We start from the raw sequence: 22,694 nt of genomic DNA on the forward strand, positions 1-22,694 counted from the left end.
CCGCGTCGATGGCCGCCCCGGCGAATTCATCGGTGACCGCCCCGTCAACTCCGTCATCCAACCCGCTGGCCGTCCCACAACACACCTCTCTGATCAGGAGTGTTGCGACGACTGGTTGAACCCAAGCTGTCATCCGCGATCGCTGTGCAGGATGCACCTGTCGACGTGTTCACGCCGGGCCACGGCGTTGTCCAGGGCGGCTACGGCGAGGCGGGACTTCATCCGCGCATCGATGGAGTAGCCCACGATCCTGTTGCTGAAGACATCCTTGATCGCGCAGAGGTACAACTTGCCGTGGCCGGTGGCGTGTTCGGTGATGTCGGCGAGCCACAGCCGGTTCGGGCCGGTCGCGGTGAAGTTGCGGCTCACGAGATCGTCGTGCACCGGCGGGCCGGCCTTCTTGCCCCGGCCACGCTTCTTCCCGAAGACACTCCACCAGCGGTTGTCCCGGCAGATTCGCCATGCGGTGCGCTGGGCCATGCGGGCCCCGACACCACGCGCTTCATCGGCCAGGAACCGGTAGCCGAACTCCGGGTCGTCGCGGTGGGCGTCGAACAGGGCGTTCGCGCGATATGCCTCCTCCAGCACGGCGTCGGCAACCGGCTTGCCCAGCCAGCGGTAGTAGGGCTGTCTGGCGAGCTTGAGCACCCGGCACGTCACCGTGACGGGGACCCCGTCCACGGCCAGCTCTTTCACGAGCGGGTAGATCCTTTTCCCGGCAGATGCGCCTGCGACAGATAGGCCGCGGCCCGGCGCAGGACCTCGTTCTCCTGCTCCAGCAGCTTGATCCGCCGACGTGCTTCCCCCAGTTCTGCGCTCTCCTGGCTGGTCACCCCGGGCTTGGTCCCGTCGTCGATATCCGCCCGGCGCATCCATTTCCACAACGTCATCGGGTGGACCCCGAAGTCGGTGGCCACCTGCTCCACCGTGACACCCGGGCCGCGGTTCCTCGCGACCCGCACCACGTCCTGGCGGAACTCTTCGGGATAAGGCTTCGGCACAACGACATCCTTTCCACCCGCCCTACAGGGCAAGCCAGTTCAGATGTCACCCGATCGTGCATCAGACCCTATTGAGGTCGCGTACCTGGCTGATGGCGCGGTAGCGATGCGAAACGCGGCTCATCCCGAGGACCCTCCCCTCCGATACACGGCCGCCGAGTGGAAAGCCTTCACCCTGGGCGTTCGCGACGGCGAGTTCGACGTAGAGGCCCAACCTGACGTCCAGATGAGCTGCTGCTCCATGTACGACGTCGGTGAGTGAGCTGGACGGTGCGACCTGGCACAAGTGCAGCTATAGCGGTAGCGACAACGGCTGCGTTGAACGTGGCAAGCTCCGTTCCAGCCGACAGGCCGTACGGGGCGCAAAGACCGTGAATGGGTGGCCCAGATCTTCGATGCGGCGATCTGGCTGACCTTCGTAGACAGCGTTCGAGATGACGCCGTCTGACGTTTACAGACGGGCCCGGCCTCCCTCCCCTGGGAGGCCGGGCAAGTGCTGTCAGCCAGAGTTAGAACGGCACGCCACACCGCAGAATCACGTTCGCGTACGGCGTGGCCTCCGGCCCGGGGGCTGGTAGCCCCGCATCTTCAGGTGTCACGTATTCGCGAACAATCCGACGGGCGGTCACGATGAAGAAGGCGACGACGATGTGGCGGCAGCCTGATCCCGGATCTGGTCATGGCGTGTGATCCCATCGATGGCGTCATGCCAGAGGGGCCGTTCGCGTGACCGCGACTCGCTTCTCTTCCTCATCTCCGAGGAGGCCGCCTGCCCGGTACTGCGTTCCGTGCATGACCCAGCCGTTCCTGAACGCCACGGAAGCTACCCGCATCGCAATCGATTTCCTGACTCTGTTTGTTGCGGCCGAGTCCAGCTGCCCGAACCGCTGGATGAGCTAGTGCTGGAGCTGGTCGCCACCTGGGCGAGGAACACGCTGTTCCGGTACGAAGGGGCTGACTCTTCCCCGGCCGCGCGGCAGGCAGCCGATCCACCCTCCAACTCTTGCTGCCACTGATCAAGGCCGGCGTCAAGGCGCGACAGGGTCGCGGCACGGCCCTGCTCACCCTCGCCACCCGGGTACCCGCCGGGCTCCTGGTCAAGATGCTCGGCGTCCGCATATCCGTCGCCGTCACCTGTCAACGAACCAGCGAGTGCGACTGAATGAGCTACGCCGACGATGTCGCCGCCCGCTCCACCTCCAAGGCGCCGGCACAACCGTGCAGTGAGCCCGGACTCGGGGCCAGAAGCGGCCGCACGATGCATGTTCTCGCGACCCACCTGGGATCACCGTCTCGGTCGGCACCTCGCGCACGAGTTGGGAACTCGTCTTGATGGGCCGCTTGATATTCCATCCGGCAAGGACAAGGGCCAGCATCCCTCAGGTGCCACCGCCTACCGCATCCTTACCGACGACGACGCACCCGGCGGTGCGGCCTGAAACCGCAAAATCGGCGCCCCGCCCGGCCTGCGTCAGCTGGTCGGGGATGAGTGCGGGCCGACGCGTGCGCCGGGCGGCCCGAGCCGGTAACGGAGGAACAGGTATGAATCCCGTCGCCGCGCGCTGATCAGGTCTGTCCACAGTGGTCGGCTCGGAAGCAGTTCGAGGCCGGCGATCAGTCCGGGGCGGGGGGAGTCGGCCCGGCCGGCGAGCACTGGGGATGTGGTGAGGAACAGTTCGTCCAGCAGGCCCTCACCGAGCAGGTGACCGATGAGGTGCGGCCCGCCCTCGGTGAGCACCACGGTGTGCCCGTTGGCGCGGAGGGACGCGAGCACGTCGGCCATACGGAGGGTGGTTCCCTCGGCCGGGATGACTGTCTTGGATGCGGCCGGCAGGCGTCCGTCGAGTCGGCGGGCGCCGTCTGCTGTGGTGGCTACGAGTGCGCCTGCCTGCAGGGCGGGGTGCTCGGTGGGCACTTCGCCGCTGGCTGAGACGACGACCAGTTGAGGCTGAGTGGCGTGTCGCAGGCTGCGCCGCAACTCGGCGAAGTGGGGAGCGGCTTGCGGACAGAGGTGGTCGGGTGTCCATTGGTGGCCGGGTGTGGCCCGGAGCGTGCCGGCCCCGATGAGTACGGCGTCGGCGCATGCGCGCAGCAGTCCCATGACGAACTGGTCAGCCGATGCGCTTCCGCTGATCGCCGAGCCGGAGTCGGGATATTCGGGGCCAAGGGCGACCACTCCGTCGAGGGAGGTGACGAAGTTCGCGTACACGCACGGCGGGTTGAAGCCCAGGTCTCCGCCGTAGGCGGTTGCCAGCGCCGGAGGCAGACCGGAGCGGGGCTGCCCGGCCTCCTCGTACAGCAGCTCCAGTGGCTCCGACAAGACCGGCGTTCCGTCGGTGGGAGGGGTGGTGTGGTGCTCAGCCATGTCCGGCCAGGCCCCGTTGGTCGCACAGCGTGAAGAATTCGGCCCGCAGTTGCGGATCGTCATCGTAGGTGCCCCGCCAGTGGGTGGTGCGGGTGGTGGACTCGATCTCCCGTACCCCGCGCATCTGCGTGCACAGGTGCACCGCTTCCAGGTGGACCGCGACGCCATGTGGCTGCAGGATCTCCTGCATGGATTCGGCGAGCTGGCGGCCGATGCGCTCCTGCATCGAGAACCGGCGGGCGAACAGCCGCACCAGCCTGGTCAGCTTGGACAGTCCGAGGATGTGTTCGTGGGCGATGTAGCCGAGGTACGCCTTGCCGAAGAAGGGCAGGCTGTGGTGCTCGCACAGGGAGAAGAACGGGATCGGTCCTTCGACGATCTGGCTGATCCGGCAGTCGGAACCGCCGTGGCATTCGGTCTCGAATGCGGTGACCAGCTTCTCGTCGCCTTCGTATCCGCTGGTGGCGTCGAAGAGGGCGCGCAGGAAGCGGCGGGGGGTGTCGGCCGTGGCCGCTGGCCCGGCGGCCAGGCCCAGCGCCGCGAAGATTTCCTTCAGGTAGTCCTCGAACCGCTGCCACTCTTCGGTGGTGATCTGCCGCGGAGAGACCGCTGCCCACTCCACCTCGTCCGTGACGGGGAGGACGCCTTCCCCGACCAGCCCTGCGACGGGCGGGGGACCGTTCGCCTGCGGCAATTGATCATTCATGAGCAACCTCGCAACACGATCAACGTTGCGGAACATCTTGCTTGGGTTGGTCACAGCCATTATCGACCGATTTCCAGGTGAACGCTGCATGAGCTGACGCCGCCCCCTGCGGCAGCGCGGTGAGGCAGGAAGCGCGTCCCGGTGCCGAGTGGACCCCGTGATCTACTTCCCGGTCCTGCAGAGGGCCGCTGACCTCCGTGTCCGGCAAAACTTGCCGCCCTGTCGAAAGCATGACAATACCGTTGCTTCTGTGGGTCACTGCCCTCTGCAGGTCGAGGTGATGGTCGGTGGCGGACGGTGTTGGCTGGCCAGTTGGTCGGGACCTTGACGCCGAACGGGCAATGCGGCGTTTGCTCCTGATCCTCCGTTCCAGATACCCATGCATCGGCAACAGAGCGAGGACGATGGCCGAGCTGAGTGCTCGCTCGTCGCCCGCCCCTCCCCAGCTGACCTGAAGGGAGCCAGGGTGCTGCCCCTGGCCCGCTGGTGCCAATCGCGTGCTGGCCCTTCTACTGCTGCCTGCTGCCTCCGTCAGGTGCACAAACCATCACTCCGTGCGCAGCGGCACGGGCATCCGGGGGCCTCTCTCGTCCTCGGATTGACCAGTACCGAGGTCCTGCACCACGCGCCACCGTCGCCGTGTTCCAATCGTGGCATCCGCCACTGTCGGATGAACGCGCACGGCGGGTGCCGGGTCCGCTGCGAGCCCACGCCGTGTGACGCCCGTCAGTGCCCGCAGTGCTCAGCGGGCCACTCGCTGCCGCAGTTGGTCGAGGTAACCGTCGTAGGCCGCGGCGACGTCCTCCAGGTAAATCATTGAGGGCAGGTCGATGAGTGGCTGATGAGTGAGGAGGAAGGCCGCGGTCTCGCGGACGACGCGTTCTTCCGTGGCGCTGTCGGGGCCCACAGCGTCCAGAACGTCCGGGCTGGCACGGAACCGCGACTCGGTCTCACTCGCGCCGCTGCGGATCACGACCAGGTACTCGTGATCGCCCAGTGCCTGGACGTGGTATTCCACCGACTCATCGGACATATCGTCACTGTATCCCGGTAGTGCGGAAAGCCGCGCAAGCCGGATGAGGCGGGCATGCCATCCGGTGTGCGGATGCGAACCCCGGGACTCCGAGTGACGATGGACCGAAAAGCATCTCCGGCGAGGACGACGGCAGTCAGGAGGAAACCGCAACGCTCGCTTCGGCCGGACCGCGGGTAGGAGCGGGAGCACCATGAATCCGTTGAGCATACTGAGCGATGCTGGGGTATCGATCCGGCTCGACGAGCTGAGCCGGGAGAAGCCGGTGTCCGGAAGCCTTGCCGAACTGGTTGCTCGGAACCATGTCGTCGGGGCGACCCTGAACCCAAGGATCTTCGCTAAGGCGATGACGGGCGGGCAGGCGTGCGACGGACACACCGCCGACCTCGCGGCCCGCAGCGTAGAACCGGGTGGGGCTGTGCGGGCGCTGACCACGTTGGATGCGCGGTGCGCGTTCGATGTGCTGCGACTGGCCTACGAGGCGGCCGGCGGAGACGATGGGCGGGTCTCGATCAAGGTCGACCCGAGGCTGGCGCATGACACAGCGGCGGCGATCGCGGAGGCATGGGCGCTGTGGTGGCTGGTCGACCGGCCCAGCCTGTGCGTGAAAGTCCCGGCTGCCCGGCAGGGCCTGTCGGCGATCACTACCCTCCTGGCCGAGGGGGATCAGCATCAACGTAACGCTGATCTTCTGACAGCAACGCGCTCCAGATGGAGCGAAGCATCGCCGGGCTTGGACAGGCGCCGCCGTACGCGAATCGGCCTGGTGCCATGAGCATCCGGCCGGAACGAGTGGGCGGGTATGCCGCGCTGCGGGACTACGCGGTGACCGGGGACGGTCGCTCCATCGCTCTGATCGGCCGGGACGGCACGGTCGACTGGCTGGCCTGGCCGGACCTGGACTCGCCGACCCTGTTCGCCGCCCTGCTCGACCCGGCCCGCGGCGGCAGGTTCCTCCTTCAGCCTGAGGGGGCCTACACCGCCGCCCGCCGCTACCTGCCCGGCACCAATGTGCTGGAGACGACGTTCACCACCGCAGGCGGCACGGTCCGGGTGACCGACGCGCTGACCCTTCCCGACAGCCACTCCTTGGCACCCGGCAGGGAACTGGTCCGGCGGGTCGAGGGCCTCGCGGGCAGCGTTCCGATTCGCTGGAGCGTCCAACCACGCTTCGGCTACGGCGCCGGCGCACCGCACGTGGCGCTCCGTGCGGGCGTTCCGGTGGCCACCCGCGGCCCCGATGCAGTCGGGGTCTGCGCCTGGAATGCCGGCCGACCGCAGTGCACGGCCGACTCAGTCACCGCACGTTTCCATGCCGAATCCGGTACCCGGGCTCTGATCGCGTTGCCGTACGCGTACCAGGAACCGCTTGTACTCCCCCTCCGTGGCGACTGCGAGGCCCGCCTGGACCACACGATCACCACCTGGCGAGAGTGGGCGGACAACCGCACCTACGCCGGACCCTGGTGCGAGGAGGTACTGCGCAGCTCTCTCGCGCTCAAGCTCCTGGTCTTCGCACCGTCGGGTGCGGTCGCCGCCGCCGGGACCTGCTCGCTACCAGAGGAGCTCGGCGGAGAACGCAACTGGGACTACCGCTTCAGCTGGGTCCGCGACTCCGCGTTCACCCTGGACGCCTTCCTCAAGCTGGGCTGCGCGCCGGAGGCGGCGGGATATTTCTGGTGGCTGATGCATGCTTCCCAGCTCACCCATCCCCGCCTGCGCGTCCTGTACCGCCTCGACGGCGGTACCCGCGCCCCTGAGCGGGCCCTGCCCCTGTCGGGCTACCGCGGCTCGGCGCCCGTGCGCGTGGGCAACGCAGCCGCCGGTCAACTCCAACTCGACACCTACGGGGAACTGCTGCAGACCGCCTGGCTCTACACCAACGCGGGCCGGCGGCTCGACGCCGACATTGCCCGCAGACTCGCCGAGACCGCCGACTTCATCTGTACCCTCTGGCACCAGCCCGATGCCGGCATCTGGGAGGTGCGCAGCGGCCCGGAGCACTTCACACAGTCCAAAATGATGTGCAGGATCACTCTCGACCGTGCCCTTGACCTGGCTGAACGGCAGCTGATCCCCGACCGGCACCAGGCCCGTTGGCGGCGCGAACGACAGGCCGTCGCCGAGTTCGTCGACGACCGCTGCTTCAGCCCGCGGCTGAACAGCTACGTGCGCTCCGCGGACAGCGACGACCTCGACGCCGGCCTCCTGCTCGGGCTGCTGCACGGGTACCGCCCGTCTGGCGACCCGCGCATGCGCGGCACTGTCGCAGCAATTCAGCGGGCCCTGCAAGACGGCCCCTACGTCAACCGCTACCTCGGCTCCGACGGCCTGGCCGGTGGAGAGGGCGCCTTCCTCGCCTGCTCGTTCTGGCTCGCCGAAGCCCTTGCCCGATGCGGCCACGTCGATGACGCCGTCCATCTGATGGACGAGCTCATAGCCCTCGCCAACGACGTCGGCCTCTACAGCGAGGAAATCGACCCCACCACCGGCGACTACCTCGGCAATCTGCCCCAGGGCCTGACCCACCTGGCCCTGATCAGCGCTGCCTGCGCGATCGGGGAGGCCACCCGATGAGCATTTGGGCCGCGATGGCGGGCGGATTCACAGCAACCCTTGTCCTGACAACATGCCTGCGTACGGCCAATGCCTTCAACCTCACCCGTATGGACCTGCCGTTTCTGCTCGGCGCCGCCTTTACCAGCGACCGGACCCGCGCCAAAGCCCTCGGCTACGGCGCACACTTCATCAACGGCCTGATCTTCGCGCTGCTCTACTACGCGGTCTTTTCCGCGATCAGCTACAGCAGTTGGTGGCTGGGCGCCGTCTTCGGCCTCATCCACGGCCTGTTCGCCGGCACCGCGCTGGTCGGCATCCTGCTGCCCCTCGTCCACCCCCGCATGGGCACCACCGACACCAGCGCCCCCGACGTCGCGCTGCTCGAACCACCCGGCTTCCTCATGCTCAATTACGGACTCGGCACCCCCACCGTCACCCTGGTCGCACACGTCGGCTACGGCACCCTCGTCGGAGGGTTCCTGACATCGAGTTGAGAGCCTGCCGGCCACCACCGCCTGGTCCGGGGCGGTGCATCAGGCACGAGAGGACGGACCCACCGGACTCGTGCGATGGAACCTGCAGCGGAGCAAGATAGAACGCCCGCCGTCTCGCGCTGATCAGGCCGGCTCACACGGGGTGGTCGGGCAGCAATTCCAGTCCGGTGACCAGGCCCGGGCGGGAATTGTCGGCCCGCCCGCCGGCACAGGGGAGACGGTCTGGGACGAAGTCGATGCCGAGTTCGCCCCACGGCAGTTCGCCCGGGTCCCGGCGGCCAGGCAACGAGATGGCCTGCCTGTCGACGACCAGAGCGTCACCGTCGCCGGATGCGTCGACGTTCCTTCCTTCCGTAGCGTCCGTAGCCGGTGTCGTGGGCGCAGCAGGCAGGCGAGGCTCTCGGCACTCACCAAGCCGGTGACTTCGACACCGCCGCTCTCGTGAAGATCTTGAATGCGGCCCATCCGATGCGACCGAGCCCATTGACGGCGATGCGCCATCCGGCACCTTCTTCAATTTCCGAGCCATACGGGCATACCTCCGGGCTCCGTCCCAGCACCTCACCGCTCAGCCCGCAGGCGGCCTGGGCTGCACGGGTGAAGGGACTCCGCGTCGGCCGGGTGTCCGCCCTGCCGAGTAGTCCCCCCCGTTCTGGAAGGGCAAGCTGCTCGTCCTGGTGCTGCTCGGCTTCGCCGCGACCGACTTCATGATCACGATCACGTTGTCGGCGGCGGACGCCACTGCGCACCTGACGAAGAACCCGCACCTGACGGGTGTGTTGAGCGGTCACCGCGTGGTGGTCACCCTCGTGCTGATCGCAGGGCTGGGCGCGGTGTTCCTGAAAGGGTTCACCGGGGCGATCGGGATTGCGGTCGCCCTCGTCGGGGCCTACCTGGCACTGAACGTGGTGGTCGTGGGAACGGGCCTGTGGCAGGTGGTCACCGCTCCCCACCTGATCACCGACTGGTCCCATGCCCTGACCGCCGAGCACGGCAGCCCGCTGGCCATGGTGGGGCTTGCCCTGCTGGTCTTCCCCAAGCTGGCTCTGGGCCTGTCCGGTTTCGAGACGGGCGTGGCGGTCATGCCGCATGTGGAAGGGGCCACTGGCGACACCGAACAGTTCCCCACCGGCCGTATCCGAGGCACGAAGAGGCTGCTGACCACGGGTCCGTCAATATGCCCGGCAGCGGGTCTGTAGAGCGGAGCCTGTCACCCAGCACCACCACGGCGTTCGCCCCGCCGCTGAGGCATTCATCATCGATGGATTCCGTCTTGAACGACGCCATCGATGACGGGCTGGGAGATCAGGAGGGCCCGCAGCGGGAACGGTAGGTCGACACGCGGCGGTGATCGAACAGCCAGGTGGGTCTCGTTGCCGTTGACGCGAGCGGCCATGTGAGGGACAGCGAATCGGCGTTCTGCCAGCAGGCTGATGACGAGGTGATCCTCATCGCCTCCGGTGGCGGCGATGAAGAGTCCGGTGGTGTGCGCCCCGGCGTGCTCTCGGAGGGGCGCCTTCGCAGGCAGCTCCTGCGACGAGCCGTACGGCGAGGTGGCCTTGAGTTCGGCGATGCGGTCCTCATCCAGGTCGACGAGGGTGACATCAGCTGCGGGCCGCGGCGAGGACCCGGACGATCAGGGCGCCGAGGCGGGCCTGCCTCGCCACCAGCACCTTCATGTCCTGAACTCCATGTCCAGAAAACTCGGTGCGGCTGATCAGCGCGCAAGAATCACCAGCACAACAACGAACACGGCGAGAGTTGAGAGGAAGAGCCCCAGCAGCCGGACCTGTAGCGCGTGGTAACGGCTGGAGTAGTGACACTGCAACTCCCGTGCCCGGTCGGTGACGCGTTGGAGGGCTGCACGCGAGATCTGGAGCCGGTGTGTGGTGTAGAGGCGTACGACCTCTTCGCGTTGAGCTGTTGTCAGCCATGTCAGCTGTGCAGCGAACGCCTCGGCGCAGTTGAGGGCCTCGGTCACTTCGGCCTGTGCCAGCAGATGGCCCTCCAACTCGTTCAGGCCGCGCGCACATTTTTGGTTGTGTCGCTCGGCACGCATTCCGAGGCTGGAGCGCTTCACCGTTCATCGCCTTCGCCATGCCTCAAGAGCGCTTGCCTGGAAGAGTCGTCCAGCAGTTCCGTCTCTGTCGCGGCGATGCCCGGGTGGTGCAGGTCGAACGCCGGCGATTCACTGCGGATACGGGGAAGGGTGACGAAGTTATGCCGTGAGGGCGGGCACGATGTAGCCCATTCCAGGGATCGGCCGTAGCCCCACGGGTCATCCACCCCGACCTTTTTGCCGTATTTGGCTGTCTTCCACACATTGTAGAAGAATGGCAGCGTCGACAAGCCCAGGAGGAAGGAACTGATGGTGGAGATGGTGTTCAGCGCGGTGAACCCGTCCGCCGCCAGGTAGTCCGCGTAACGACGGGGCATCCCTTCCGCACCAAGCCAGTGCTGAATCAAGAAGGTGCCGTGGAAACCGGCGAACAGTATCCAGAAGGTCATCTTGCCCAGCCGCTCGTCCAGCATCTTGCCCGTCATCTTCGGCCACCAGAAGTGGAAGCCGGAGAACATCGCGAAGACAACGGTGCCGAAGACCACGTAGTGGAAATGAGCGACGACGAAGTACGAGTCCGTGACGTGGAAGTCCAGAGGCGGCGAGGCCAACAGGACGCCGGTCAGGCCACCGAAGAGAAACGTGACCATGAAGCCCGTCGCCCACAGCATCGGAGTTTCGAAACTCACCGATCCCTTCCACATGGTGCCGATCCAGTTGAAGAATTTCACACCGGTCGGGACCGCGATGAGATAGGACATGAAGGAGAAGAACGGCAGCAGGACGCCGCCTGTGGCGAACATATGGTGCGCCCACACCGTCACCGAAAGACCGGCGATCGTGATGGTCGCGCAGATCAGCCCCACGTATCCGAAGATCGGCTTTCGGCTGAACACCGGGATGACCTCGGTGACGATGCCGAAGAACGGCAGCGCGATGATGTACACCTCCGGGTGCCCGAAGAACCAGAACAAATGCTGCCACAGCAGTGGTCCGCCATTGGCGGCGTCGAAGACATGGGCGCCGAATTTCCTGTCTGCCTCCAGACACAGCAGAGCGGCGGCCAGCATCGGAAAGGCCAGGAGCACCAACACCGCGGTGAGCAGCACGTTCCACGTGAAGATCGGCACGCGGAACATCGTCATGCCCGGCGCGCGCATGCAGATGATCGTGCTGATGAAATTGACCGAACCTAGGATCGTGCCGAATCCGGAGAAGGCCAGGCCCATGATCCACATGTCGCCACCGATGCCCGGCGAATGGACTACGTCGTTCAGCGGCGCATAGGCGAACCAGCCGAAGTCGGCTGCGCCCTGCGGCGTGAGGAAGCCTCCGACCGCAATGAGCGAGCCGAACAAGTAGAGCCAGTAGGCGAACATGTTCAGGCGCGGGAACGCTACGTCGGGGGCGCCGATCTGCAACGGCATGATCCAGTTCGTGAAGCCGGCGAACAACGGTGTCGCGAACATCAGCAGCATGATCGTGCCATGCATCGTGAACGCCTGATTGAACTGCTCGTTCGACATGATCTGCAAGCCAGGGCGGGCCAATTCGGCGCGCATGACCAGCGCCATGACGCCGCCGATAATGAAGAACGCGAACGATGTGATCAGATACAGCGAGCCGATCGTCTTGTGGTCGGTGGTCGTCAACCACGCCACCACCATCTCGCCGCCCCGCATCCGCTGCGGATTACCGTGGTCGCCGGGTACGGCTGCTCCCGCACTGTACGTTGTGGTCACTGCGGCACACTACGGTCAACGGTCACGCATATGCCTGACAGCCACCATGGCGTTGCTCCACCGAGCTTGACCGATTCCTCCGCTCGGGTGCTTCTTGCGTCGTGTCCGGAGACGAGGTCGGAGTGCCGAGTGAGCGGGCCAATGGCGCTGAGGCGAGTTGAAAGTCCTTAAGGTGCTCAAATCGGAGCACCAGTGTGACTGCTGCGATGATGTCCAGCGGTTCTGAAGTGTATTGCAGAAGACCGCGATGCGGGCATTTTCACTGATCTCGATGAGCGGGCTCTGCGGTGACGCCCGGGGACTAACTGCGCGGTCTTTCGCCGGGCACCTCCCGCGGGGACACTGGCGGGCGGAGTCCCCGCACGAAGCGATGACACCGCGCTATTGGATTGTGGAGGAATGAGTCCGCCTCCAAGGGGGAGTTCACCGCCCGAGCATGCTGGGCGGCAAGAAGTCAGCGCCGCGGTCACGCCGCCGCGCGGTTTCCGTGGGAGAGCCGGTCGGCGAGGACGGCGGCCTGGCTGTGGTCGACGTCGCGGGTGGCAGTGAGCAGGGTTACCCGGCCGTGGCGGGCCATTTCGGCTAGTTCGCGCAGGGCTTGTTGGTGGTCGGGATCGCGCAGTTCGTCCAGGTAGCGCCGACGGAACTCCGCGTAGCGCTCGGGATCGTGGGCGTACCAGCGGCGCAGTTCGGTCGACGGAGCGACGTCGCGCATCCATGCGTCGAGGTGGGCATCCTCTTTGCGCAGCCCTCTCGGCCAGACGCGGTCCACCAGAACCCGGACGCCGTCCTCACGTGAGGTTTCCTCGTAGATGCGGTGATATCTGATGTTCTTGGCCTTGGTCATAATTCCTCCGGGGCACTGGGGTGCCGCCGCTCTCATGGGTGGCGGGTCGGTGGCCTCGCCGGTGCGGGTACCGAGAAAGCGGGTGGGTCATGCCTGATGCCGAGGCTTTCCCGCTCCGCGCGGCTGCCCGGGCTCGCACGTTGGCGGGTCTGGACGGGCAATTGGTGCGCTGCCGGGCCTGCCCGCGCCTGGTGGCGTGACGGGAGGAGGCCGCCAGGGTCAAGCGTCCGGCGTTTCGGCACTGGGAATACTGGGGACGGCCAGTACCCGGCTCCGGTCCCGCAGACGCTGCCATGGTCATCACGGGGCTCGCGCCCGCGGCACACGGCGCGAACCGGACGGGCCGGATGTTCGCCGACGACCGGACCGGTGACCTGCTGTTCGCGACGCTGCACGGGCTTGGGCTGGCTTCCCAGGCGGCTTCGACGCGGCGGGATGATGGGCTGGAGCTGAACGGGGTCAGGGTCACCACGCCCGTGCGCTGTGCGCCGCCGGGCAACCGGCCTACGCCAGGTGAGCGGGACACCTGTCGCCCGTGGCTGGTTCAGGAGTTGCGGCTGTTGCGGCCGACGGTGCGTTCCGTTGTCGTTCTGGGTGCCTTCGGCTGGCAGGCCGCTATGCCGGCCCTGGAGCACGGGATGGAATGTGCCCCGGCCCCGCCCGGCGTTCGGGCACAGGGTACGGGCGGCGCTGACGGCTGTGGACGGGTCGGGCGCCGTGGTGACGGTGTTCGGCTGTTATCACGTCAGCCAGCGCAACGTCTTCACCGGTCGGCTCACCCCGGCGATACTCCGGGAGGTGCTCGCCGGGGCTGCGTATGCGGCAGGTCTGCCCGCGGGCGGAAGCGCGTCCGGCCCTGGGCATCGGTGAACCGGCCTCGATCACCATGTGGCCAGCGCACCAGCCATTGCCGTAGTTGGTGCGGGTTCTGTCATCCGTGGCGCCGTTCCTAGTCGGCAGCAGTGGGACGCCGATGGGGGCCGGTGGAATGTGGCGGTCTCGCGCCCGGCCTGGCGTTCAGCACCATCGTTCGTTCCCGGCGTCTCCCTGGTCCGGGCGGTGTGGGAACCAGGGAGCAGTCGTGCCGGTGTGGACGGCGACCAGGTGCTCGTCGTAACCCAGCGGCTCGACCTGGACGTCACTGAAGATCAGGCATGCGGCACCGTGAGCGGTGGTTGGTCAGCCGTGCAGGCCGGCCACCACTCCGTCGGTCTGGTCGGGTGTGCGGATTGCGGGCCACTGGCTTTCCGGAGACGATCGAATGACAGGCAAGCTCTGGTGCAGGCCGCGGACGAGCAGCAAGAAGCCTTGAGCTGCTCACTCCGCTCGGCGCGCGGGAGGAGCGGCAGCGTCATGAATCCTTTGAACACGCTGAGCGATGCCGGGGTGTCGATCTGGCTGGACGATCTGAGCCGGGAACGGCTGGTGTCCGGGAGCCTGGCGGACCTGGTTGCGCGGGACCGGGTGGTGGGTGTGACCACCAATCCGACGATCTTCGCCAAGGCCATCACGAGCGGCGACGCCTACGACGACCAAATCCGTGACCTGGCGGCCCGCGGAGTCGGGGTCGGTGAGGCGCTGCGGGCGCTGACCACGGCCGATGTCCGGCGGGCGTGCGACGTGCTGCGCCCGGTCTACGACGCGACGGACGGTGTCGACGGGCGGGTCTCCGTCGAGGTCGACCCCCGGCTGGCGCATGACACCGCGGCGACGATCGCAGAGGCGCGGGCTCTGTGGTGGCTGGTCGACCGGCCCAACCTGTTCGTGAAGATCCCGGCCGCCCGGCAGGGCCTGCCGGCGATCGCCACGTGCCTGGCCGAGGGAATCAGCATCAACGTCACGCTGATCTTCTCCCTCGTCCGGTACGACCAGGTCATGGACGCCTTCCTCAGCGGGATGGAACGCGCCCGCGACACGGGCCGGGATCTGTCGAGGATTGGCTCGGTGGCCTCGTTCTTCGTCTCCCGGGTCGACACCGAGGCGAATACGCGGCTGGACAAGATCGGCACTGCGCAGGCGTCAGAGTTGCGCGGCCGGGCGGCGATCGCCAACGCACGGCTGGCCTACCAGCACTACGAGCGGGTGTTCTCCTCACCCCGCTGGCAGACCCTTCGGAAGGCGGGCGCCCACCCGCAGCGTCCGCTGTGGGCCTCGACGTCCGTAAAAGACCCCGCCTACCCCGACACCCGCTACGTGACCGAGCTCGTCGCGCCAGGCGTGGTCAACACCATGCCCGAGGCCACCTTGCGTGCGGTCGCCGATCACGGCCACGTACCGGCCGACTCGGTCCGTGCCCACTACGACGACGCTCAGCAGGTACTCGATGGGTTGCGGGCCGCCGGCGTGGACTACGACGACCTCGTACAAAGCCTTGAGGACGATGGTGTGTCGAAGTTCGACGCCAGTTGGGAGCAGCTCTCCGAGCAACTCGCCGGCACGCTGCGGAGTCGGCCCGCAGCCCGGGAAGGGGGTTGACGATGTCCACGGAGGACGGGTGTGTGATCCGTCGGGGCCAGCCTGGCCGGGGCGAAGGCCGCGCAGACCCTGCGCGAGGAGGGCTTCGACGGCCCGCTGGCTCTGATCGGGGACGAGGGTGAACGACCCTACGAACGGCCACCTCTGTCCAAGGGCTACCTGTCCGGCACGGACGAGCGAGAGCAGATCTACGTCCACCCGCCCCAGTGGTACGCCGAGCACGACGTGGACCTGAGGCTCGGCAATGCGGTCACCACCGTCGACCCGGCCGCGCATGAGGTGACGCTCGCGGACGGCAGCCGGACCGGCTACGGCAAGCTGCTGCTGACCACTGGATCCTCACCGCGCCACCTGCCTGTCCCCGGTGCGGACCTGGAACGGGTGCTGTACCTGCGGCGGGTCGAGGACTGCGACCGGATCAAGGAAGCGTTCCGATCCGCGTCACGGACGGTGGTCATCGGCGCGGGCTGGATCGGTCTGGAGACTGCTGCTGCCGCCCGCACCGCCGGTGTGGAGGTCACCGTGCTGGAGATGGCCGAACTGCCGCTGTTGCAGGTCCTCGGCCGTGAGGTCGCCCAGGTCTTCGCAGACCTGCACAGCGACCACGGCGTGGATCTGCGGTTCGGCGTACACGTCGCCGAGATCACCGGCAGCGGTGGCGCCGCCAACGGGGTGCGGCTATCCGACGACACCCGCATCGACGCCGATGTGGTCATCGTCGGGGTAGGCATCAAGCCGAACACCGGGCTGGCGCAGGAGGCGGGCCTGGAAGTCGACAACGGCATCCGCGTCGACGAACGGCTGCGTACCTCTTACCCGGACATCTACGCCGCCGGTGACGTCGCCAACGCCTACCACCCTGTGCTGGGCAAGCACATCCGAGTCGAGCACTGGGCCAACGCGCTGCACCAGCCGCAGTCCGCGGCCAGGGCGATGCTCGGCCGGCAGGACACGGTGTACGACAAGGTGCCGTACTTCTTCACCGACCAGTACGACCTGGGCATGGAGTACGCCGGGTACGTCGAGCCCGGCGGCTACGACCAGGTCGTCTTCCGCGGCGACGTGGCCAGACGCGAGTTCATCGCCTTCTGGCTCGCCAGCAACCGGGTGCTCGCAGGCATGAACGTCAACATCTGGGACGTCAACGACCAGATCCAAGCCCTCGTCCGCACCGCCCAGCCAGTCGACACACGAAGGCTCACCGACCCACAGGTGCCCCTCGAGTCTCTCCTCCCCAACGCCCGGCACCGATGAGATATCCAGTGACCGGCCACCCCGTAGCTGGTGTGGCCGTGAGGTTCAGGTCCACCACCGGACGCTGGAGAGACCCGAGGCCCTCGACCCGCTCGCCGATGGCCGATGGCCGATGGCCGATGGCCGATGGCCGATGGCCGATGGCCGATGGCCGCCTGGAGACTACTGCACCGTTAGCGGAGCATGAGATACAACGACCACTTCCTGACGCTGATCGCACGGCTGCCCGACCGAGGATGTGAGCTGCCCGGGAAGAAAGCCCGATGACCGACACCCCCGTGCACGCCCCGCTGGTCCGACCGTGGACGGTACAGACGGCACCCCGCACGCCCGGCAGGCCGTGCTCTTCGCTCTGCATGAGGCACAACTGCCAGGCACCGATCTGCGGGCAGTGTGCGCCTACGACTACACCCCTGCTCGTCGTACGGGCCATGGATGGATGACCGTGCCGGTGGGGCGACGACAACCCGTACGAACAGCTTCGCGATGTCGCCCGGCAGGCGGTGACCGACACCGTCCACGAACCGGGCACGCCTTGCCGTGGGGATAGCCCAATCGGCACAGCGACCTCACTTCGTCACACGTCGGCTCCGGGCCAGTGTGTCGATAGTGCGGCAGCCTCAGCGCCGTAATTCGCCCGCCGGCTGCATGGTCCCGCACTGCTACGACCGAGAGGCATCAGCGAGCGTCGGATCGCGGCCGAGCCGAGCGCCGCGCCGACCGGCATCAACACCCGGCGGCCACATGGACGCCTTCTTCCTCCCATTCGGCTCCTGGTCATCTCGCGCTGCCCCGTTCCTGCCCCGACAGGCGGGGTGGCGCGGGACGCACGACAATCTGGGCAGGTGCGAGGTGATCGGGCCCATGCTGCGGATTGCCTACTTCCTGCATGAGGAGGCGGGGTATGGCGAGTGCGGACCAGCCGTGACCGGGCAGCGGCCTATGGCGGATGTACTGGTGGTCTTCGGGATCACCGGGGATCTGGCGCGGAAGATGACGTTCCGGGCGTTGTACCGGCTGGAGCGGCGTGGCTTGCTGACCTGCCCGATCGTCGGTGTGGCCAGCGACGAGCTGTCTGGTGACGAGTTGGTCCAGCGCGCGAGGGAGGCGATCGCCGGCGCGGGAGAGCAGTTGGAGGACGCGGTGTTCGCCCGGCTGGCCGGTCGGCTGTCGTACCTGGCCGGGGATGTCGCTGACGGTTCACTGTACGACGGGCTCGGTGAGCGGCTCGCCGATCGCCGGCGCCCGTTGTACTACCTGGAGGGTGCCGCCCTCGCTGTTCGGGCCGATCGTCGAGCGGCTCGCGGCTGCCGGGTTGACCGAGGGCGCACGGGTGGCGGTAGAGAAACCCTTCGGGCACGACCTGGCCTCCGCCCGGCAGCTCAACGCCCGGCTGCGCGCAGTGCTGTCCGAGGACCAGATCCTGCGAGTGGATCACTTTCTGGGCAAGGAACCGGTCATCGAGTTGGAGTATCTACGGTTCGCCAACTTGGCGCTGGCGACCCTGTGGGACCAGGGCAGCGTCTGCTGCGTGCAGATCACGATGGCCGAGGACTTCGGGGTGGAGGACCGAGGCGCCTTCTACGACCCGGTCGGGGCGCTGCGCGATGTGGTGCAGAACCATCTGCTGCAGGTGCTCGCTCTGATCGCGATGGAGCCGCCGGCCGGGGCGGGCGCGGCCCGGCGCGTCGTATGCGAGCGCACCAGATCAGCCGACGCGCGTTTTCGGTAGACGTACCGACATCATCACCACGAGCGAATCTCCGAAGGTCAGTGAAGGTGCGGCACGACCAGCCCTTGCGAGTAGCTCCTGCCGAGGACTCGAACCTGCGGCTACAGGGAATTGAGACTCACTCGGGGTCGCCCGCCGTGTGCCGCCACGCGCACGCGGCCGGGGCGGGCGGGCCGGTCCCAACCGCGGAATACGGCCACGGGGCCGACAGCGGCCCGGCACGCCGCTTCGGGCGGGACACAAAAACCGCGGTCAACGGAGCTTATGACGGCGGATTTGGGAACGCCCCCCGGCGTTTGATAGCTGACGCTTCATCAGGAGCAACCCGCGCATATCCAGCGACCGTACGGATAACGATGGATGACGACAGGTGACGACGCATCAGTTTCACCAGCGACCAACCAGCGACCGTAGTCCCGGTGGGGTGGGCCCCAAAACGGGCTCACCCCGTCTGATCTGCGAGTTTGACTGGGCGCGGACGATCAGTTATTCCTGCGCGCGACACATTGAACCCGAACGTCAGACACGGGGCTGCCACCTGCGGAGACGGCGATTGGGCTCTCACATCCAGCACCGATCCAGCGTGGTCGGCTCCTGACACACAGCCCCGCTGTGCGGTTTCGCCCAACGCCCCGGACGGCAACACCCCAGGGCTCAGGATATATCCTCAAGCATATCCAGGGTGTCGTCGGGACACCTCAACGGGCCGAAATTGAGGGGAACCAAGCGTACCGTGAAATACGTTGCACGGCACTCGGTGGACGCGGAAAAAATCCGAGCACGTATTGATTCACATGAGCCTTACAGCACCGAGATTTTCGAGCGCCTCGGCACGAAAAACGCCGTCCTGGAGCCCATATTCCAGGAGTCGTTTATGCTCGGCACACTGCACTGCGCGGTCGATCCAGCCGGAGTGCACAACGCGACAGTGCTTCATTTCAAGACGGCCCAGGAATCGTCGGTCGCCCTGTTCGTCGCCGCCGACGGACCTGCCGACCCGCTGCGCTACGACATCACCGGCCGGAGTTTCTTGCTCAAGAGAACGGGGCCGCGGCGATACCACAAGGTGGAGTACTGGCTGACTTCCCTCTGGCTCTCCATCGTCCTAAGGAACGCCGCTGGGATCGCCCGTTTGACATCGACCCCGATATCAGCCTTGCGTGAATCCGGTACACGGTACGACATCCGGTACGACGAATTCCAGTATTCTTGGATCGATTCGCTTCAGAAGTTCTTCCGCCGCGATGCAGAACTTGAGGCATCCTTCGTCGAAACCATGGAAGGGACAGCCCCTCACCGGACAACAGAAGTGTCCGAGGAGGTTCTTCTCGATCTGCTCTACCCGCCCATCGAAATATTCTACCATGTTCTCAGGCGTGACACGGACCAGTTCAACGAGTCGCTCCAGAGAGCACTCCACGCCCACAAGCGGTACTGGTCAACTCCCGACCGACGAACGACATCGTACGGCATGATCGCTCTCGCGCCTTTGGCGGTCACCGTACTCGCCAAGCAATCCGGCATGAACATTGAGGTCAAAAGCGAGTATCTGCCCCGCAACCTGCTCCTCGGAGAGCAGCTTCCCGCCTGAACTCTGCCAGCACGATGACCCGAAGGAATCGCCCCTCCGAACTGCGGCGGCACCGGACTGCTGCTGGACGTGCGCTTGTTCTTGCTCTTCCAACCGTTGCAGCGCGGTGCGTGCCGCGTCTCCGTGCCCCGGTGCGTGTCGGAGGGGGTGGCAGGAACGGTGAAGTAGCCCACTGGCCGACCTCGTTGACACGCGCGTGGGTCTCGAGCAAGCAGAGAGGCACGGGAGACGGTGGGTGTGGGACATTTCGACTGTACGAACACCGAGGAAATAGGCGCACTAGCGCTACGGTTCACTGCGGCCGATGTCGGATACCCGTGGACTTCAGAGAGCTCGAAGCAATGCTGCCAGGGCCAAGCGGCCAAGAACTGAGACCACCGCGAGTTCGCTCTCACCGTGCCCGTGTCCAACGCGGCGAGGGACGCGCTCACCCAGGCAACGGAGTTCCGGCGGAGGCCAATGCACTTTGCGCAATGTGACCGCATAAGTTCGCCGAGTGGGCAGTTGGGGCGGTTGGACCAGCAGTAGTCGCTGATGGGCTCGCCGCGCGGACCGGCTCGGGCGCGTCAGCCGGTTTTCGGTGTGGCGTCGTCGCGGTCGGCGAGGTGCTGGAAGAACTCCTCCAGCAGGGTGAAGAGCCCCGCGACAGCATGGCGGTGCTCGTCTTCCGACCTCGGCTCGGTCAATCGGCCCGCGGGAAAGACGACCTGCGCGACCTGTGCGGACCACATGAGGTTCTGGCCGACCTGGTTCGTGTCAGTGAGCCACTGCCGGAGTCCGTTCAACAGCGCTCCGCCACAGGCATAGTCGTAGCCGTTGAGGTAAGCCGTCACCGCGTCGTAGTTGATGCGGCCGACGTACATGCCCGGCCGCTTCCTGAAGTTCTCCCAGAATCTCTGGTGCGACTCGACTGGCCTTCCCCTGCCCCAGCCCCAAGCGGCCGGCATCCTGGAAAGGTCGGTACCGATGCGCCAGGAGCAGCACGACACTGAGCGTTTTCCAACCTCGCCTAACGAGCTCGTGCATGGTTGGCGGTGAGGCGTCGAGGATGGCGGCGGGACTCGATGTTCAGGTCTGCCGTGCCGACGTCAGGTCCGCGGTCTGCTGATGGGACAGCAGTCCGGGGATGGCCTGGATGGTCTGACTCATGTGCTCGCGGCGACCGAGGTGGCGGGCGAGTGCCCGCCAGTTCTTCAGATGGGCGATGCCGTGCTCGACCCAGATACGCCGTGAAGAATGCGCCTTGCGCTGCCGCTCGTACATCTCCTCGTACCAGTCCGGGGTGTTCTTCTTGATCTTGCGATGCGGTGGTGTCACCACCCGCCCGCCCGTCTGCGCACCCAGACCCTGGTAGCCGGCATCGGCGAGGATCTCTACCGGGGGACCGTCGTCCAGGAGCTTGACCAGCCCTAACCGGCGGGCGTGGGTGATGTCCGCGCAGCTTCCGGGCCTGGTCGGGCTGCAGAACAGCATCCGGCCGTCCGCGTCGGTGAGCACCATGGCCTTGACGGCATTCTGCTTGCTCTTGCCGGAGATGAACTTGTCCCGGTCCTTGCGTCCGGCGGCCGGCCGCCGGACCCGGATCTCGGTGCCGTCGACGATCCCGGTCTTCCCGCCGGCACCCAGATGGTCGACGACCTCGGCCAGAGTCCGCAGCCGAAGGCCAGGGCCCACAGTGCATCCTCGCTCGGCGAGCAGCGGTCGTACCTCGCCGATTGCGCGGGTGATGGTGGAGCGGTCCACGTCGAACCAGCAGGCCAGCACGTCGTGCGTGACCCCGTGGCGGAGATGAACGAGGGCGGCCAGGAGCCGGTCGACGAACACCAGCCGATGCTTTGCACCGGCACCCAGGGCGCGCTTCCGGGGTCTGGACGCAAGCCTGGCCTGGTGCCTCTCATGCCACAACGGGCCCAACCCGGCCAACGAGTGCAGCGATCACGTCAGCCGACAGGCCCGTGATCCTCCGGTCGCTGATGATCGCTGCACAAGACGCGTTCCCCACCACACAACCATGATTGGGATCGTCGGTTCCGGAGTGATCCAACCACCTCGGAGATCATTTCGTCAGGAGTTCTCAGCGTGCTCCTTGGGAACGATCTCGAAGAACTCGATGTCAAGGCTGTGCTCAGAACGACCGACCGCAGAAGCCAACTGCCGCCGTGCTTGTTCTGCCGCGACATCGTAAGTCGGCGACGGCGGCACCAACAGTGCGACAGGCAGGTCCTCCTGGGCAGGAAACTGCGTGTACCACCGATCTCCGTCGAACACGGCGGCCCCCGCGTAGATTGGCGTCCCGTTGCCTCCCTCGTGCCCGAAGAGGTGCGTCTCGACGTCATCAGGGTCGACGCCGAGATGGTCTGCGATCTCGCGGTTGATGTCATCGATCAGGTCATGGTCCGAGTCCGTGAGCACCACCACGGCCGGTCCGCCCGGCACCTCGACTCTGGCCCGGTACCGGGAGCCTTCGCGGGTGACGATGCCGAAGTAGATGTGACGAACGATGTTCATTGGACCCTCCGGTACATGTCGCGCTCTGCGCGCAGCAGATCCATCTCTGCGCCCCCCATCGGACAACGGGCCGGGAGCTGACGGCTCATCGGCGCACTCTGACACGGTCCAGTGGTGTCACGCACTTGCATATTTTTCGGAGATGGGAGCCCTGCTCAAGGCAGCCGCCGGAGTTGCCAAGGGGTCTTGCGGCCGCAGGCCATCTTCTTCAGCCGACGGCGTTCACAGCGCGCGCTGCGATACCGGCACAGCGGCGCGAACGGTCACGAAGGAGTCGCCGTTCCTTGGGGACGGGAAGACCGGGCAGTAGCGCGCGGTCACCATCGGC

Annotated in this window: 22 protein-coding genes and 3 pseudogenes; 13 read left to right on the forward strand and 12 right to left on the reverse strand. The window is 66.5% G+C overall.

Features of this window, described 5'->3' with window-relative positions:
- Window positions 1–129 precede the first annotated feature (129 nt).
- Together ACTWP9_RS34680 and ACTWP9_RS34685 are read right to left on the reverse strand one after the other, a co-directional pair.
- The gene (locus ACTWP9_RS34680) at window positions 130–696 is read right to left on the reverse strand and encodes a DDE-type integrase/transposase/recombinase (RefSeq protein WP_443250310.1); all 567 of its coding nucleotides are present in this window, start codon (window positions 694–696) and stop codon (window positions 130–132) included.
- Window positions 693–1,001 (reverse strand): transposase, encoded by a 309-nt coding sequence (locus ACTWP9_RS34685; RefSeq protein WP_443250311.1) that lies wholly within the window; start codon window positions 999–1,001, stop codon window positions 693–695. Before ACTWP9_RS34685 ends, ACTWP9_RS34680 begins: the two co-directional genes overlap by 4 nt.
- Before the next feature lie 43 nt (window positions 1,002–1,044).
- Here ACTWP9_RS34685 and ACTWP9_RS34690 point away from each other — a divergent pair, with 43 nt between their 5' ends.
- From ACTWP9_RS34690 to ACTWP9_RS34700, 3 genes are all read left to right on the forward strand, one after another.
- Window positions 1,045–1,263: a DUF397 domain-containing protein gene (locus ACTWP9_RS34690; RefSeq protein WP_443250312.1), complete on the forward strand. Its 219-nt coding sequence runs from the start codon at window positions 1,045–1,047 to the stop codon at window positions 1,261–1,263.
- Window positions 1,256–1,414, forward strand: a complete 159-nt coding sequence (locus ACTWP9_RS34695) for a DUF397 domain-containing protein (protein ID WP_443250313.1) — start codon at window positions 1,256–1,258, stop codon at window positions 1,412–1,414. The genes ACTWP9_RS34690 and ACTWP9_RS34695 overlap by 8 nt, the downstream gene beginning before the upstream one ends.
- Before the next feature lie 590 nt (window positions 1,415–2,004).
- On the forward strand, window positions 2,005–2,163 hold the full coding sequence (locus ACTWP9_RS34700; RefSeq protein WP_443250314.1) for a hypothetical protein: 159 nt from the start codon (window positions 2,005–2,007) through the stop codon (window positions 2,161–2,163).
- Between the two features lie 309 nt (window positions 2,164–2,472).
- On the opposite strand, the gene ACTWP9_RS34705 is transcribed toward ACTWP9_RS34700, so the two are convergent.
- The 3 genes from ACTWP9_RS34705 to ACTWP9_RS34715 form a co-directional block, all read right to left on the reverse strand.
- Window positions 2,473–3,366: a dihydrofolate reductase family protein gene (locus ACTWP9_RS34705; protein ID WP_443250315.1), complete on the reverse strand. Its 894-nt coding sequence runs from the start codon at window positions 3,364–3,366 to the stop codon at window positions 2,473–2,475.
- A complete protein-coding gene (gene folE / locus ACTWP9_RS34710) occupies window positions 3,359–4,072 on the reverse strand; it encodes a GTP cyclohydrolase I (protein ID WP_443250316.1) in 714 nt (237 codons plus the stop codon). The genes ACTWP9_RS34705 and folE overlap by 8 nt, the downstream gene beginning before the upstream one ends.
- A gap of 742 nt (window positions 4,073–4,814) precedes the next feature.
- The gene (locus ACTWP9_RS34715; protein ID WP_443250317.1) at window positions 4,815–5,105 is read right to left on the reverse strand and encodes a hypothetical protein; all 291 of its coding nucleotides are present in this window, start codon (window positions 5,103–5,105) and stop codon (window positions 4,815–4,817) included.
- A gap of 193 nt (window positions 5,106–5,298) precedes the next feature.
- On the opposite strand from ACTWP9_RS34715, the gene ACTWP9_RS34720 reads away from it, so the two are divergent.
- The 4 genes and pseudogenes from ACTWP9_RS34720 to ACTWP9_RS34735 all read left to right on the forward strand — a co-directional run.
- Window positions 5,299–5,880, forward strand: a complete 582-nt coding sequence (locus ACTWP9_RS34720; RefSeq protein ID WP_443250318.1) for a transaldolase family protein — start codon at window positions 5,299–5,301, stop codon at window positions 5,878–5,880.
- A complete protein-coding gene (locus ACTWP9_RS34725) occupies window positions 5,877–7,682 on the forward strand; it encodes a glycoside hydrolase family 15 protein (RefSeq protein ID WP_443250319.1) in 1,806 nt (601 codons plus the stop codon). Before ACTWP9_RS34720 ends, ACTWP9_RS34725 begins: the two co-directional genes overlap by 4 nt.
- Window positions 7,679–8,158 (forward strand): hypothetical protein, encoded by a 480-nt coding sequence (locus ACTWP9_RS34730; protein ID WP_443250320.1) that lies wholly within the window; start codon window positions 7,679–7,681, stop codon window positions 8,156–8,158. Before ACTWP9_RS34725 ends, ACTWP9_RS34730 begins: the two co-directional genes overlap by 4 nt.
- A gap of 650 nt (window positions 8,159–8,808) precedes the next feature.
- Window positions 8,809–9,336 (forward strand): annotated as a pseudogene (locus ACTWP9_RS34735) (amino acid transporter); the annotation flags it as partial.
- A gap of 77 nt (window positions 9,337–9,413) precedes the next feature.
- Here ACTWP9_RS34735 and ACTWP9_RS34740 read toward each other — a convergent pair.
- From ACTWP9_RS34740 to ACTWP9_RS34755, 4 genes and pseudogenes are all read right to left on the reverse strand, one after another.
- Window positions 9,414–9,752 (reverse strand): annotated as a pseudogene (locus tag ACTWP9_RS34740) (hypothetical protein); the annotation flags it as partial.
- A gap of 123 nt (window positions 9,753–9,875) precedes the next feature.
- Window positions 9,876–10,238 carry a hypothetical protein gene (locus tag ACTWP9_RS34745; protein WP_443250321.1) on the reverse strand — a complete coding sequence of 121 codons (363 nt, stop codon included), beginning with the start codon at window positions 10,236–10,238 and terminating at the stop codon, window positions 9,876–9,878.
- Entirely contained in the window at window positions 10,235–11,899 is a 1,665-nt protein-coding gene (gene ctaD, locus ACTWP9_RS34750) for an aa3-type cytochrome oxidase subunit I (RefSeq protein ID WP_443250349.1), read from the reverse strand. The genes ACTWP9_RS34745 and ctaD overlap by 4 nt, the downstream gene beginning before the upstream one ends.
- 526 nt (window positions 11,900–12,425) lie before the next feature.
- The gene (locus ACTWP9_RS34755; RefSeq protein WP_443250322.1) at window positions 12,426–12,806 is read right to left on the reverse strand and encodes a DUF488 domain-containing protein; all 381 of its coding nucleotides are present in this window, start codon (window positions 12,804–12,806) and stop codon (window positions 12,426–12,428) included.
- A gap of 293 nt (window positions 12,807–13,099) precedes the next feature.
- Here ACTWP9_RS34755 and ACTWP9_RS34760 point away from each other — a divergent pair, with 293 nt between their 5' ends.
- The 6 genes and pseudogenes from ACTWP9_RS34760 to ACTWP9_RS34785 all read left to right on the forward strand — a co-directional run bounded on the left by ACTWP9_RS34760 (window position 13,100) and on the right by ACTWP9_RS34785 (window position 19,858).
- Window positions 13,100–13,759, forward strand: a complete 660-nt coding sequence (locus tag ACTWP9_RS34760) for a uracil-DNA glycosylase family protein (protein ID WP_443250323.1) — start codon at window positions 13,100–13,102, stop codon at window positions 13,757–13,759.
- 400 nt (window positions 13,760–14,159) lie between these two features.
- Window positions 14,160–15,281 (forward strand): transaldolase, encoded by a 1,122-nt coding sequence (tal, locus tag ACTWP9_RS34765; protein WP_443250324.1) that lies wholly within the window; start codon window positions 14,160–14,162, stop codon window positions 15,279–15,281.
- A 42-nt stretch (window positions 15,282–15,323) separates the two neighbouring features.
- Entirely contained in the window at window positions 15,324–16,535 is a 1,212-nt protein-coding gene (locus ACTWP9_RS34770; RefSeq protein ID WP_443250350.1) for an NAD(P)/FAD-dependent oxidoreductase, read from the forward strand.
- A gap of 993 nt (window positions 16,536–17,528) precedes the next feature.
- A pseudogene (locus ACTWP9_RS34775) lies at window positions 17,529–17,714 on the forward strand (glucose-6-phosphate dehydrogenase); the annotation flags it as partial.
- A 40-nt stretch (window positions 17,715–17,754) separates the two neighbouring features.
- Complete coding sequence (locus ACTWP9_RS34780) at window positions 17,755–18,267, forward strand: hypothetical protein (protein ID WP_443250325.1); 513 nt, start codon at window positions 17,755–17,757, stop codon at window positions 18,265–18,267.
- 733 nt (window positions 18,268–19,000) lie between these two features.
- Entirely contained in the window at window positions 19,001–19,858 is an 858-nt protein-coding gene (locus tag ACTWP9_RS34785; RefSeq protein ID WP_443250326.1) for an immunity 49 family protein, read from the forward strand.
- 566 nt (window positions 19,859–20,424) lie between these two features.
- Here the strand turns inward: ACTWP9_RS34785 and ACTWP9_RS34790 are convergent.
- The 3 genes from ACTWP9_RS34790 to ACTWP9_RS34800 all read right to left on the reverse strand — a co-directional run bounded on the left by ACTWP9_RS34790 (window position 20,425) and on the right by ACTWP9_RS34800 (window position 22,366).
- Window positions 20,425–20,721 (reverse strand): hypothetical protein, encoded by a 297-nt coding sequence (locus ACTWP9_RS34790; RefSeq protein ID WP_443250327.1) that lies wholly within the window; start codon window positions 20,719–20,721, stop codon window positions 20,425–20,427.
- Between the two features lie 205 nt (window positions 20,722–20,926).
- Window positions 20,927–21,682 carry a transposase family protein gene (locus ACTWP9_RS34795; protein WP_443250328.1) on the reverse strand — a complete coding sequence of 252 codons (756 nt, stop codon included), beginning with the start codon at window positions 21,680–21,682 and terminating at the stop codon, window positions 20,927–20,929.
- A gap of 240 nt (window positions 21,683–21,922) precedes the next feature.
- A complete protein-coding gene (locus ACTWP9_RS34800) occupies window positions 21,923–22,366 on the reverse strand; it encodes a hypothetical protein (RefSeq protein WP_443250329.1) in 444 nt (147 codons plus the stop codon).
- Window positions 22,367–22,694: the final 328 nt, after the last annotated feature.

It is taken from the genome of Streptomyces sp. 3N207 (assembly GCF_052246355.1).
Lineage (GTDB): Bacteria > Actinomycetota > Actinomycetes > Streptomycetales > Streptomycetaceae > Streptomyces.